The organism is Pseudoalteromonas rubra (genome assembly GCF_005886805.2).
GTDB lineage: Bacteria > Pseudomonadota > Gammaproteobacteria > Enterobacterales > Alteromonadaceae > Pseudoalteromonas > Pseudoalteromonas rubra_D.
In genome coordinates, this window is the sequence record NZ_CP045429.1 from 2699265 (window position 1) to 2713813 (window position 14549).

Consider the following 14549-nt stretch of genomic DNA (forward strand, 5'->3'; position numbering starts at 1 on the left):
CGATTAAATATAGGTATATCCACAAATACCTATTGTTACAAGCTTTTCATTCGATCTTTTCGCCAAGCAGTGATTTTATGAACAATTGTTGCTGTTAATTTACCCAGGCGTATAGATTGCTTGATGGAAAGGGCGAATATAGCGGATATAAAAGGAATTTCAAGGGGTAAAGGAAAAGGGCCAATGATTTGGCCCTTTTTTAAGTCTATTAACCCGCGTCTATAATTTGCATACTTTTTGAGACAATCGTCGGATCTTGTCCTTCAAACGGCGATGGAATGGTAAACGTAATCGTCAGATTACCCGTTGTCTTACTGTTTGCGGCCGTTTCCCGGGAGACTTTCACCACGGCTTTTTTGATCCCGTAGATATCATTGGCACTGACAATAGTATTGACTTCACTAATCGAAATTTCCCCATTATCTGCTGTGATACTGACAGTGGTTCCCGTAGGAAATGCATTACCGAACAGATCTGAATAATAGATCTCGACATCAGCTGACTCAACAATGGTTAAATCAACGACATTCAAATCACAGTAATCCTCGTCTTCCGTCTGCTCCAGGCCACTGAAACCATTGATTGTGCCCGTACAGGCGGCACCGCCAATCAAGTTGCTGGCGATGACGAAGCGCGCGTACGGTACATCGCCTGCGATGATCAACTCCAGATCTCGGCGTACATCAACCAAATCACGCGTACAATGGCCACCTGTCAAAGCTTGTTCACCACATAGCAGGCCATTATATTTATTGTCTTCACTGGTGTAAGACAGATCGTTGTTGCCATCCAGGTAGGTCTCATTGTGACCGCCATCACTGAACCTGAACGTACATTTATGTGCTTCAGCCGCATCATTACAATCTATGGCATCAAATGTGCCATTTTTGTTGTGATCTACAAAGGCTTCCGGTAAGTCAAACGCGCTGAAGAACTCACCTTCATCAAATATCCCGTTCGTTCTGCTAATATCTGCGCTGCTTTGCTTGTCTATAAAGCTCTCCTGACCTTTAGCAGTGGCCAATACAGTGATCCGTCCACCTCTGACCACAGGCAACTCAGCAGGTAACGTAACACCATCTACCACCTCGGTCATATCGTTACCATCTTGATCTTGCAAGAAATTACCGTCAGCATCGGTATAACGATAGACAGATGGGAAACCATTGATACAGGGAACAGGTTGACCACCATATGTATCACAGACATCGCCAATGGTGTTACGCCAGGTATCTGTGTCGTTGTATGGGAACTCACCTTGCTTGCGCCATTGCACGGTACACACGCCATCCACAATCGCACACTGATATGAAGGAGAACCGCCCGTACCATCAATACTGCCGACCACGCCCGCTTCGGCTGTGACACTTGCCACCAGGTTATCACCGGTTAACTGGTTGAACTGGTCACCAAAATAAACAGAAATATTGGTCGTCACACCTACGTAGTTTAATGCGTTTAACACTAGGTTATCAGCAGCAATATCAAAGCTATTCTGATCTGGTACACCCGACGATAATACGATACCTGAAGAGACAGCATTGACCTGATCTGCAACGGGGATCAAGCGCAGCGTCAAGTTATCGTTCACATCTGGGCATCTCGGGTGAGTATTGTCTGCGGCACATTGATCTATAACAGATTGCCAGCAAGTCGGATACTCATTCGTAGTGGCATAAGACGCAATAACCTCATCAGAGATGTAGCAGGCTTCAACCACGATGGCACCAGGCACAACTCCGGATTGCACGGTTGTCTGCGCAAATCCTTCACTGTCTGTACTGCCTTTGTAGTTGGTAAGGTCAGCAGAGCCGGTCAAGTCCGCCAGTCTAAACTCAATTTGCTTCTGTTTTAACGGTCGGTCATCCGTATCCAGTAGCTTAAATTTCACCGTTGAGGTGGTGGGTGTGGCACCCAAGCCGGGCGGTAATGCAATAAAGGCATTAGAGGCTTCAATAAACTGGATAGCTTGTACTGGCGCATCGTCAACCGTAAACACATAGCTTTCCGGGTCATTCACACCGCCGCCTGAAGTCACCGTAACCACAATCGTATCATTGCCGCTACAACCCTGAGCACGGTATGTTGAAGATGCTTTACCGTCTTTAGAACGCACCTGTCCATCTATGGTTGCCAACCCTTCATCAGCACAGGTCGAAGTAAACTCCACATCGACGGGCTGACCGTATATCGAATTATCCGGGTCTGCCTCATCAGTAAAAATCGTCGCGGTCAGAATAAAGCTGTCACCGGCGGCCAAACTGTCGCGATTACCACCGGAATCCAGTTCACTGCTTAAGCTTAAGAACAGATCCTGAATACCAACAGAGAAGTTTTTCGTATCGCTCTCATCAAGGTAACTCGCTGTAATCGTACCGGCACCACCTGAGTCACCCGGTTGCAGTTTCAGTAAGCCAACGCCTTGCAGATCAGTCAGAACTTGGCCAGAAGAAGGTAGAATTTGCCCCTTGTTGGTTTGGACACTAACAATCGCATTTTCAATGCCTTTATCCGGGTTCGCAGTCGGTGTCAATTTAACATACACTTCGGCCAATTCAGTTGAAGGGACATTAGTCACTTCATCACACTTTGCCAGATCTGCGTCCGTTATCCCTGTTGCATCTCGGTTACTATCCCAATCATCCTGACAATTGATCAGTAACCGGACAACCATCTTATACTCACCCTCATCAACAATCACTGCACCATCAGAGGCAAAGGTGACGCGAGGCGTTGAGAATGTCAGATACTCTGCATACACTTCACCGATCCCTGAAGTATTGGTCGCAAGTAGCTCAACACTCGCAAAGCCATTTTCATCAGTGACAGCACGGCCACTTTGGGGGTTCATAGTAGCAACCGAATCTGTCGTAAACGTCACTAACTTTCCGGATAAGGGCAGACCATTTTCTATTAGCTGCACAGTGGCAATACCATTATGATCCTCAGCGAGTTTATTTTCACCTGAAAGCTGAGTAGAAATGGCATCCCCGTCACTATCCAGAATGCTTACAATGGAAATATTTACCCCGCCGTCTCCGGCACTATTGAAATTAAAATTCTGAGTAACGATAACGCCATTATTGGCTTCATAACGTGCACTTACACGTCCTGCTCCTGAAATAGAATTGTCTAATAACTGAATGGTTGCGATCCCCTCGTTATTAGTCAGTACCGAGCCTGACTCAGGGTCCAGGACACCAAATTCATTCACACTCAATTGAATATTTTGATTTTCCTGTACGTTACCATTGAACGTAAGACGTGCCTCAATGGTCAGCGGCATTTGCGCTGACAGTGAATTTGACTCATCACCCTGGGCGTTTTTACCGACCAGTGTCAATTGATAACCACTTGCACCGAAATTAGGATCGCCGCTTGAAAAATACCGGGCTGTTTTCGTTACGGCTGCGCCGCCGTCACCAAACGAAGCGGTGACCTCAGCCCAACCCTCCTCTTGATTCGGGATCAGGGTGACTCTTGCCTCACCGCTTGAGTTTGTATTAGATACGCCATCAGATGGAGAGGTTACCGCCTTTAAACCACCTGATACAGTGATCAATTCATTACTCAGCGGTGTGTCATCTTCGCGCAAGGTCACAACGACCTGACCTGGATTTGTCGCACTGAGCGGGTTGCCTTCATTAATAGCATTATCATTAAGGTCTAAAACAGTCACCGTCAACTGCACTCCAGCCCCTGCTGCAAGACCATTTGAGTAATAGCGGCCAGAACTCACTATTGTATTGGTCGTGTCTGTTTCTGTGTAGGTTACTGTAAACTGCTCCCATCCACGAGAATCGTTGACACTCAATGTCAGCTCAGCATCACCATTGCTGTCAGTCTCAGCGGTGCCATTGTCTGTGATATCAGCCAGCACCAGCTCACTCACAGTAACCAATTGCTTGATCAAAGGCTGACCATCTTTTTTCAAATTAACTTTAAGGAATCCTTCCTTACCAAGACTCAAAGGATTCTCTTTGTTTATTTCTTCATTCTGGGCATCCTCGACACTCACGGTCAGCTGAATACCACCATCGCCCGCACCAACATAGCTGGCAACCGTTCTTGCAGCCTCCTCACCCGCTAACATGTATGTCGCGGTAAAAGCATCGAGTTGTTGCGCAACCGTCGCTGTGCTCGTTGCAAAGAGCTGTATTTCAGCCTGACCAGTGGCATCCGTTCTGACTGATTCTGTTGGCTTGGCAAAGCGCGCACTTTCTTCCGCCTCAACCAGAATGTCGGCATTCGCAACAGGTTGTTCATTTAAAGTCAGCTGAATTTTTGCTGTTAATGGTGTCGCTAAAGAGAGATCTGAAGAGGTTTGATCATTTGCATCAACCAGCTGAACGCTCAGATCATAGATTTCTTTGTCGTAAAAAGGGTTCCCCGCAGACTCGAAACCGATACGTGCATTAATATCTTCGTTGTATGTAACCTGCACATAGCCGGCCCCTACTTCGTCTGTGGCTTGTACCAGTAGGCGGGCGGCACCATTTGCATCAGTTTGCACGTTAGAGTTACCATTGGTAACCAGCAGATTTTCACTATCCGCTTCTCTTGAAAACTCCAACACCTGACCACTCAGAGGTGTACCATTATCCGTGAGAACCGCAGTAACAGTGGCGATTTCTGAACCCGCAATTGGATTGCTCGCATCGATTGCCAGTCCATCTGAACCAGTGATGGTCATCGCAATCTGAATACCACCATCACCATCAGCAGCATATGGCACCGAGCCTGTCACGGTATTTTCACCCACATCTGCGGTGGCAGAAATAGTACCTGCCCCCCCTGCCCGATTGGCAATAATGGTCACTTTGGCCTCACCGTTGCTATCAGTTAACTGAGAACTGACAGAAGCAAAGTCTGAAAACTCATCATTAGTGAAATTAACCAGGTTATTTGCAATGGGCGCACCATCATTGGTGAGCTTGGCCGTAATAGTAATAGGGTTGCTGATACTCAGGCTTCCCCCACTCGCGGAACTAGTAGTAAGTACCAATTCATAGTCGGTATTTGTACCGCCACCTCCTGAGGTGTCTTTTTCAATCGAACCACCGCCACCACAGGCGATCATCAGCAAGCTGAGCAAAGTAATACTAAACCAGCGCATCAGAGACATTTTCGATTCTCCCTTGCAATCTAATAATTTTGAGTTATTTTCACCATGTTAACCCAATTGTGGATCTAAAATCACAAATTTTTAGCGGCCGTCATCGATTTTTTCTGTTCATCTTCAACTATCCTGTTAGGCTATAGCGATTTTGTAAATTAGAAGTGTTAGGACAATGTCAAAGGCTATGTCACAAAACAAAAAAATGAGCCTAACAACCCGTATTATGCTGGGCATGGTATTGGGTGTTATTTTGGGTCTGTTAATACAATCCATACTAGGCGATAAGCCTGAAGTTGCAATCCCTCTGGGCCTGTTCGATTTGCCGGTCAAAGGCTTTTTCGTTGATGGTCTGTTCCACATTGGCGGACAAATTTTCATCGCTAGTCTAAAAATGCTGGTTGTGCCTCTGGTCTTTATTTCTCTCGTTGTCGGCACCTGTAGTCTGAGCGACCCAAAGAAACTCGGTCGTCTGGGTGGTAAGTCCATTTTGCTATATTTATCCACTACGGCTATCGCAATAACAGTGGCTATCTCACTTGCTCTGCTAGTTAGTCCAGGTGGTGGGGTTGAAATTCCAACTACCGCTACATTTAACGCTCAACAAGCACCCACACTCACTCAGGTTATTATCGGGATGTTCCCGACCAACCCGATCAATGCAATGGCAAGTGGCAATATGCTTCAGGTTATTGTGTTTGCGCTGTTGTTTGGTATCGCTATGGCATTAAGTGGTGATGCAGGTAAGCGCTGTGCAAAAGTGTTCGAAGATTTAAATACCGTAGTGCTAAAGCTGGTAACCCTTTTGATGAACCTGGCACCCTATGGTGTTTTCTGTCTGATGGCCAAACTATTTACCAGTATTGAAATGGACCTGATTGTCGAGCTGGGTAAATACTTCCTCGTTGTTGTTGCAGCCCTGCTGATCCATGCGTTTGTCAACTACAGCATTTTGCTAAAAGTGCTGACAGGCCTGAGCCCACTCACCTTCCTGGCAAAAATGAAAGATGCCTGTATGTTCGCATTCAGCACATCAAGCTCAAGTGCCACTATGCCTGTGACACTGGAAACGGCCACCAAAAAGCTAGGCGCTAATAACTCGGTCGCCTCTTTTACCGTACCTCTGGGCGCAACCATCAACATGGATGGCACCGCCATCATGCAAGGGGTTGCAACTGTCTTTATCGCACAAGTCTTCGCTGTAGATTTAACCCTGAGTGACTATCTGATGGTCATTCTGACCGCCACTTTGGCTTCGGTTGGTACCGCAGGTGTGCCAGGCGTCGGCCTAATCATGCTGGCTATGGTCCTTAATCAGGTTGGCCTGCCTGTTGAAGGGATCGCCATCATAATGGGTGTTGACCGTCTACTGGATATGACTCGTACCGCCGTAAATGTTACCGGTGACTGTATGGTAACTTGTGTGGTGGCCAAGTCTGAGGGTGAACTGGATACCGAAGTATTCAATGATGCCGATGCAGCCAAAGCACTGGAAGAAGACATCGACTTAGACAAGCTGTCGAAAAAAGCTTAAGTGAGTAAATAAATTCCAAAAAAGGCAGGTTGCTTAAGCACCTGCCTTTTTTATTTGTCAGCCTCGCCTCACAGAGACAACAAACTACTTCTTGTCATGAATGGCATCAAGACGCGCTAACAAGCTCGAGGTATCAAAGCGACCGCCTCCGAGTGCTTGTACATCGGCATAATATTGGTCGACCATTGCAGTCAGTGACAATGAAGAGCCATTGCTGCGCGCTTCGTCCAGTGCAATGCCCAAATCCTTGCGCATCCAATCAACGGCAAAGCCAAAGTCATACTCTCCCGCTAGCATGGTTTTATAACGGTTTTCCATCTGCCACGAACCCGCTGCACCTTTGGCAATTGTCTCAACCACTTTTTCACCGTCCAGGCCAGCCTGTTTCGCAAAGTGAAGCCCCTCAGCCAATCCTTGTACCACACCAGCAATACAAATCTGATTCACCATTTTGCACAACTGACCTGAGCCCACTTCTCCGAGGAGCTGACTAAAACGACTGAAGGCCGCCATTACGGGTTTCACACGCGCAAATACTTCAGGGTCACCGCCCACCATCACGGTTAATACCCCATTTTCAGCGCCAGCCTGGCCACCTGATACAGGCGCATCCAGAAATGCAACGTTTTGCTCGGCAGCTCGCTGCGCAACCTCACGTGCTACCTTAGCCGAGGTTGTCGTGTGGTCAATCAAAACGGTATCCGGCTTCATACCAGCCAAAACCCCATTATCGCCATACACAACGGATCTCAGGTCATCATCGTTGCCCACGCACATGAATACCAGCTCAGCATCTGTAACGGCTTCTTTGGGTGTTGCAGCAAATGCCCCCTGATACTGCTGCGCCCAGCACTCTGCTTTTGTGGTTGTACGGTTGTAAACGGTCACCTGATGACCCGCTTGTTGTAAATGACCGGCCATGGGATAGCCCATCACCCCCAATCCGATGAATGCAACTTTGACTGACATAAATTTGTCCTATTTGGCTGTTAAGCTAGAAAGATGGAGTTGTTATACCTGAGCCATCTAGCCATGGCAAATGAAAAATACCAGCTATGAATCAAGTGATTAAAAAGAAAAAACATCAAGGAGCCTGACAGGATGGAGAACATTTATCGTTTCAGCGTGAAACTACTTAACGGCGAGACGCTGGCACTCAGATCCTTACAAGGCAGACCCGTGTTGATCGTCAACATTGCCAGTAAATGTAGCTTTGCACCGCAGCTGAGCGCATTAGAAAAGTTATACAAAAAGTACCACCCTATGGGATTAGAGATTATTGCCTTTCCCTGCCACCAGTTTGGCCGCAATGAGCCACTGGAAAACGAAATGCTCAGGGAGTTTTACCAGTCGCACTTCAATCTGAGCTTTCACATTTCAGAAAAAATACTGGTGAACGGTCCGGATGCTCACCCACTCTTTAATTACCTCAAGGTAAATACACGGGGGATCGCGCAAAACCGCGCTATTAAATGGAATTTTACTAAGTTTTTAGTAAACTCAGAGGGCGTTTTATTGTCCCGCTATGCGCCCAGGACAAAGCCCGAAACCTTAAAATCGATTATAGAGAGTCAAGTGTCCAATGAGAGTCGCCCTATTCAGTTCGCAAAAGTATGAGCTGCCATTTTTTGAGCATGCACTTACCCAGTTTCCTGATATTGAGTTTGAATTTTTTGAGCAAGCACTAAACGACAAGACTGTTGCACTGGCGCAGGGGTTCGATGCCATCTGCGTGTTTGTGAACGATCAGGTTGATGCCAATGTGTTAGCCGAACTGGCTGAGTTAGGTGTTCAAAGTATTGCACTACGCTGTGCAGGCTTTAACAATGTCGACATAGAGGCAGCGCACGCCTTGGGGATCAAAGTAGTACGTGTCCCTGCTTACAGTCCTGAAGCCGTAGCCGAGCATTGTATTGCCCTGATGCTGACACTGAGCCGTAAAACCCATAAAGCCTACAACCGGGTACGTGAAGATAATTTTGACCTCAACGGCTTACTGGGTTTTAACCTGCACAACAAAACCGTCGGTATCATCGGCTGTGGTAAAATTGGTCAGGCTCTGGTGGCCATTCTCAACGGCTTTGGCGCGCATGTGCTGGTCTACGATCCGAATATCGGAGAAGGCTCTTATACGCAAGTATCATTAGATATGTTGCTTGAGCAAAGCGACATCATTACCCTGCATTGCCCACTCACAGATGCCACGCATCACATGATCGATGACGCTGCGTTTGACAAAATGAAGCAAGGAGTAATGCTGATCAACACCAGCCGCGGTGCTCTGGTAGACAGCAAGGCCTGCATCCGCGCGCTGAAATCCAGAAAACTCGGCTACCTTGGGCTGGATGTGTATGAGCAAGAATCTGAACTGTTCTTTAAAAACCGCAGTGATGAAGTGATTCAGGACGATGTTTTTATGCGCCTGGCCAGCTTTCAGAATGTGCTCATTACCGGACACCAGGGGTTTTTCACCAAAGAAGCCTTAACCGAAATCGCCCACACCACAGTGACTAACCTAAACGCCATTCGCACTGGGCAGACGCTGGAAAATCAGGTTTGAATATTTCATTCTTCTCCACACCAGCTCTTCTGCGCAGTTAAATAGAGTTGGTGTGGTGATAATAAAACAGCGTTACGTCAGCGCCGTTTTGTCAGCCTCACTGAACCAGTCCAGGTGATTTTGTCTGAACAGCTCCAAACCTCTTTGCCTTATTCGCTCTACCCAGTCTTCGGCAACCATTGCACCTACCTCATAATCATGTACCGCGACCTGCTCAAGGATCCGATGCTCGTTGTCTATGGTAGTTGGCATAAGTGCCGCGTCATCAGTATTGACGCAAACTGCTACCGGGCCTTTTCGTAACCCAAACTGATTAAATTTTTCTCCCTTTTTTAACCAGTTTTTATTCGGTGGATCCCAACGATAGATAGGGTGCTCTTTGTAATGCTCAAACCGGCCAATAAAGATGTTAGACGTTGGACAGGCTTCGATGACGATACCTAAAGCGGCATAGTGTTCCATCTGCCAATCCTGAATGGCTTCGTAGAGCGTCAGTTCTGCCGCAGACACGGAGTCAAAGTACCGACCATGACTAAAGCCAAAGGTTTGTGCACTTTGCTGAGCGGAACAGTCTACGCTTAACAGCGTACCTCTTCTTTGGCTAAATTCAGGGTCTCGGTTTGCAAACAGATACTTCTCCCAAAGCTGTATATGTTTTGTATGGCCTGCCACTTTTGATTGTGCACCAAAGTCCATAACCCAGCCGCTCAATCTCGGGTCAAACTGTCCAACTACAGGCAATTTAAGTGCCTGCTGCGTATCTGATTTGAGAATGATGGGACAATTGCGCCTGAGCAACCAGGCATCGTATAAACGCTTGGGTGGTTGGGCTTCGCCATACAGGAACTCGCTCCAATAGTGGATTTTCTCCTGCAACAGAGGCAACACACCGACCATCTCAGGAACAGATTGAATGACCGACAGGGCCTTTTGATGGCACCAGACTAAGTTATCTAAATGCTCACCCACGGACAGATAGGCCCTGTCTTGCCTGCTGGCCCACTTTTTAGGACACACGCCCATGGCCAGTGCATGACCTAATCGGTCGCCCACACCATAATCACAAAATACGACTGCTTCATCTATTGCTCGCATACCAGATAAAAGATGACTAAAGTCCTCGCCAGCATGGACTGTAATAAATGGTTTAGGTAAGCGATTAAACTTTACACCCTGAGTCGGATATTTACTATCACGCAGCACCCGCAGTGCTGGCGCAAAAACTTCCACCGGTAACTCGTTTTCATTTCCAGCCACGTCATAACCACGGATAGCTTTGCGCAGATCCAGGTATGCAAACTTCGCAAGCCCTGATATCGTCTCACACTCTTGCTCAGAAAAGGTAACCGAATGCGTAAAGTCCTGTAATAGTTCCGTCTGCTGCCTGAGGGCATGACGACGTGCTTCCTGAAGTTTGTCTTCTCGGCTGCCCGAACGCGTAAAGTGCAACACAAAGTGCGTATTTTCGGCAAACGAGTTCAGATACAACTGCTTTAGCGAGGCAAAAAATGCATCGGGCTTTATTTTTTGATTTTTCCCTTTTAGTAAAGTGTTGGGTGTTGTCCTGAACTCTCGCATCACCCCCTTATCCAGGTCAGCTTCGAGTGATTCATTCACAACACCAGCGCCAAGCGTATGGCTTTCGCCTCGCTGATATCGAGCGCCAAATCTAGACACCTCAACAAACTGAGATAAACCGACTCCCGACACCAACATATAATTTCGCAAAATATTTGTCAGACGCGCGAGCAAAAGCAAAGATCCTGACTCGATGCGTGACTCCACCAGAAGTCCAGTTAAGTACAACAACCAGCGCTTTGCCGAGGGTTGAGACTCACAAGTGGCTTTGGCAATAAATTGCTGTGGCGCGGTCTCTGCTTCGTAACACTTAATCGCATCCAGCGTTTTGTGCTCAAACTTATCGCCCGATGTTGTGTTGTCACGATACTGAATGGTTTTGTCATTGGTAAATACACCATGAGCGAGCGCGTCGCCAATCAGGCAGCACTGAGTAGCAATATCTTGTTTATTTAAGTAACCACTTTCATACACAGTGTATTCAGGTCTGACAGGCCAGTGAAACTTGTTTTTAATTTCAGCGCCATACAGGCAAAAGCTCAGTAAGCTTGGGCCAAGATAACCATGCCCACCCAGATGCACGTGATTGTCAGCAAACGACTTACTCATTCGCCTTGGCAGTGCAAATGGGCACTGAAATGACTCAATACAATGCGCTAATTCAGACACCGAGAACTCAAAATTGACGTGCAGATCCGCATAGGCCAGGGCAATGACCCAGCTGCCGTCAAGCAACGACAGTAAAGCTAGCCAGTCACTCAAGCGTTGCGGTTTTACAACAAAACAGTTGCCCTGCCAGTCCAGATACTCGTTTGCTAGTGACGACAACAAAGGCCGTATCGCGGTATTGGTATCGGATAATTGATACAAGCTTATCATTGCCTGTACATCGTCCGTGCGCAGCTTGCGATGCACATAGGGCTGGTAATCCAGGATTGCTTTAGTAAGCAGCCCTTTACTGTGAGTACGTGACTTTGCCGGCAGGATATCTGACAACACCAATCTGTCGGAGGATAAAAACGCCGCCAGCACCGCAGTGCTATCAGTTACCTTGAACATCGCCCAGATCCAGCTTTAGAACTGCTTTGATCATGTTTTTCAGTCTCGTATCAAGACTGAGGAAGTCTCTTCTATTAATAAAATCAGGCTCCATTTTTTCAATAAGTATCTTTGCTTTCTGTACCTGTTCGCGCAATACTTCTGATTCCCGCGGGTTTTCATCATCGACCAATATCTTGTAAAGTGAGTTATATATTTTATCAAAAGTTTTAACCCTACGATCGACCTTAGTCCCTAAAAAGTTCATACACATAGTTAAACCTGCTTGCTCAGATTGAGAGAGACCAGAATTCATTTTCGATAGTTCATCCAACGAGTTCATATAACTCATCGATACAATAATCGGGTGGGAGTTTAATCGTAATAATGGGTTAGAAATGTCACTAGTAATATTAAATATTGGATGAGAGTTGACCGCATCATGTAATTTCATAATATAATTCGACGTTTCGGTATCTTTATGGCGAGCTTGGCTTGATGAAAGCTCCTCTTTAAGTATTGCTAGATTACGCTTGTAAACCCTTTCATATTTAAATATTTCTCGTTTGCTTCGCACGGTCTCACTTTTTGCGCCAACAAGAACATTTGCGTAGACTGCTTGCCCTTGTATACCGCAACGAATAAGAGCATTCAACACATTATATTTGAACCTTAACACCATGTCAGATAGGTGTTCATAACCAAACATGTTATGGCTAAAATTAGCTTTAATCACATTTAGCGCTGTAAAAGTACTGTTGAAGCAGTATGATAGAAGCGGTATGAGCCGAGGAATGTAACATTGCTCAAACAAGTCGCAGTGCTCTTTCCGCCATATCTGAATTTTGTCACACAGAGCGAGGGTACTAAAATACAAATTACTATCGTCGTAACTATCATGCTCTGTATCTTCCTCACCTGTTAACGCAATCTTAGTATCTGTGAGAGCGGGTAAGCTATAGAACGGCTTTCTAGATAATATTTGATAGATATCTGATAACAGCGCTGATTCATTTTTATTAGTCAAAATTGAATAAATAAGTAGCTCAAAAGATCGACTAAAAAAGACAAATTTATAGCTGTTGCTAAGCTGGGAGTAAAAACCAGATTCTGTGTAAACATCAAGCATGATGTCTTCTATATAACATTGTCCTTTTAATTCCCAACCAGAGTCCTGTGCGACCTTTACTAATGAATCGTTTGAGATCGAAATGGGGTCTGACTTTTCGTTTGCTGTATTTAAAGTTATATATAGTTTATCAACCAGAAATTCTAGCGGTGGCATTGCTTTTAAGCTCTTTCTGTCGCCAGTGCCAAGTGCCGCCTGCAATAAGCTTGCGTTATTAATTTTCTCCCCGCCCTGTTTTGCTAGCTCCTTTAATCTGCTCTCTTGCTCTTCCAGCACATGATACTTTGCCCAAGGGTAAAGATTCGCATCTGTTTGTTGCACCAGATTAAATGCCAGAATTTTGCGTATATCAAAGACCGCTTCGCTGTCGTGTAACAAGGACAGAGCAGACTCGGCAAAGACCAGTGCTTCACCGTTTTTCTTCTGCATGGCCCAGTTTTTAAAATTGTTATAAAGTACAATCTGCTTGCTGATATCCGCATCCTTTTCAGACTGCTCAAGTGATGTTGGCGGCAAAGAGCGAACCAGCTGGGTTAGCTCCCGGGCCGACTCTGGCATAGTCCAGTTTCTTCTGGCATCGCGGTTGCGACAAAGAAAGTAAAACTGATTGAACACGCTTTCCTGATAATCCAGATAAGAAATGCTGCGCTTGCTATCCTGACCATATTTGAGCTGCATTTTATTGAGCAGTCGTTCAATCGAGAACAGATTGATTCGCATTGGCGAAGGAAAGACCTTGGTCAGATAAGCCATAGTTAAATGTTCACTCAGCTCCTTGCCTTTATCCGTCAGCTTTGCGTCCCGGCAGCGATTGTCGTAGGCTTTATCGTCAAAGTGCTTCTGAGTCATATGCTCATACAGCTTAATTTCACCACTGACAATCGGGATCAAATAAGGGCAGCCCAGAAAACGCCTGACGTCGTCGACCACTTCAAAAGCGCGCTCCATTGCCATATCCACATCGTCGATTGAAACCACAATGGCCTTACAGCCTAATATTTTTATGGCTGATTCAACAAACAAGTGAAAGTAGCTTTCCAGCTGAATACCCGAGCTATATTTCAGGATTTTATCTATCCCGATTGCGCCGTTAAATTCACAGGTTTTACCCATCGCATCTGCCAGCTTTTTTAATCGGCGGTGGAAGTCATCGCGCTCATTTCTAGATTGCTCATCACAGCAATTAGAGCGCTCAAGTTTGTTGTTAACTGCCTGATATATTTGCGCCACGATGACATTTGCAAAGGAGTCTTGTGCCATCAACATGGTTGGATCTATCACGTCAAGAAACAACAGGGCATCTTTCTTATCTGTGTTTTCACTGCGCCACATTGCTTCGCAGTTGCGCAGAAACACCGTTTTTCCCGAGCCCCTCGGGCTGGTAACCAGAATCGCATTATGCGATAACCAGGTTTCCCTGGGGTTAACTGCCCTGCCTCTTCCATACTGCTCTGCGTCATTTAAAATCGCGGTTAAGTTACTAACCAGCTGTTGCCTGGCATATACCTGCCAAAGCTCTCCACTGCCAGTTGACGAACTAAAATCATCATTGAATTCAGCCCGGTTTAAATCAAACACATAACCTTCACTCATT

At 46.2% G+C, this 14549-nt stretch carries 7 protein-coding genes; 3 read left to right on the forward strand and 4 right to left on the reverse strand.

Annotation, left to right across the window (positions count from 1 at the left end; translation table 11 throughout):
* Window positions 1-208: 208 nt before the first annotated feature.
* Window positions 209-5125, reverse strand: a complete 4917-nt coding sequence (locus tag CWC22_RS11700; RefSeq protein WP_138536397.1) for a hypothetical protein — start codon at window positions 5123-5125, stop codon at window positions 209-211.
* Window positions 5126-5303: 178 nt separating this feature from the next.
* Here CWC22_RS11700 and CWC22_RS11705 point away from each other — a divergent pair, with 178 nt between their 5' ends.
* On the forward strand, window positions 5304-6650 hold the full coding sequence (locus CWC22_RS11705) for a dicarboxylate/amino acid:cation symporter (protein ID WP_138536395.1): 1347 nt from the start codon (window positions 5304-5306) through the stop codon (window positions 6648-6650).
* 84 nt (window positions 6651-6734) lie between these two features.
* Here the strand turns inward: CWC22_RS11705 and CWC22_RS11710 are convergent, their stop codons facing one another.
* Window positions 6735-7619 (reverse strand): NAD(P)-dependent oxidoreductase, encoded by an 885-nt coding sequence (locus tag CWC22_RS11710; RefSeq protein WP_138536393.1) that lies wholly within the window; start codon window positions 7617-7619, stop codon window positions 6735-6737.
* Between the two features lie 132 nt (window positions 7620-7751).
* Between CWC22_RS11710 and CWC22_RS11715 the strand changes: the two genes are divergently transcribed.
* On the forward strand, window positions 7752-8267 hold the full coding sequence (locus CWC22_RS11715; protein WP_125564019.1) for a glutathione peroxidase: 516 nt from the start codon (window positions 7752-7754) through the stop codon (window positions 8265-8267).
* Window positions 8233-9210, forward strand: a complete 978-nt coding sequence (locus tag CWC22_RS11720) for a 2-hydroxyacid dehydrogenase (RefSeq protein ID WP_125564017.1) — start codon at window positions 8233-8235, stop codon at window positions 9208-9210. The genes CWC22_RS11715 and CWC22_RS11720 overlap by 35 nt, the downstream gene beginning before the upstream one ends.
* 72 nt (window positions 9211-9282) lie before the next feature.
* Here the strand turns inward: CWC22_RS11720 and rdrB are convergent, their stop codons facing one another.
* Entirely contained in the window at window positions 9283-11847 is a 2565-nt protein-coding gene (gene rdrB / locus CWC22_RS11725) for an antiviral RADAR system adenosine deaminase RdrB (protein ID WP_138536391.1), read from the reverse strand.
* On the reverse strand, window positions 11831-14548 hold the full coding sequence (gene rdrA / locus CWC22_RS11730; RefSeq protein WP_138536389.1) for an antiviral RADAR system adenosine triphosphatase RdrA: 2718 nt from the start codon (window positions 14546-14548) through the stop codon (window positions 11831-11833). The genes rdrB and rdrA overlap by 17 nt, the downstream gene beginning before the upstream one ends.
* Between the last annotated feature and the right edge of the window lies 1 nt (window position 14549).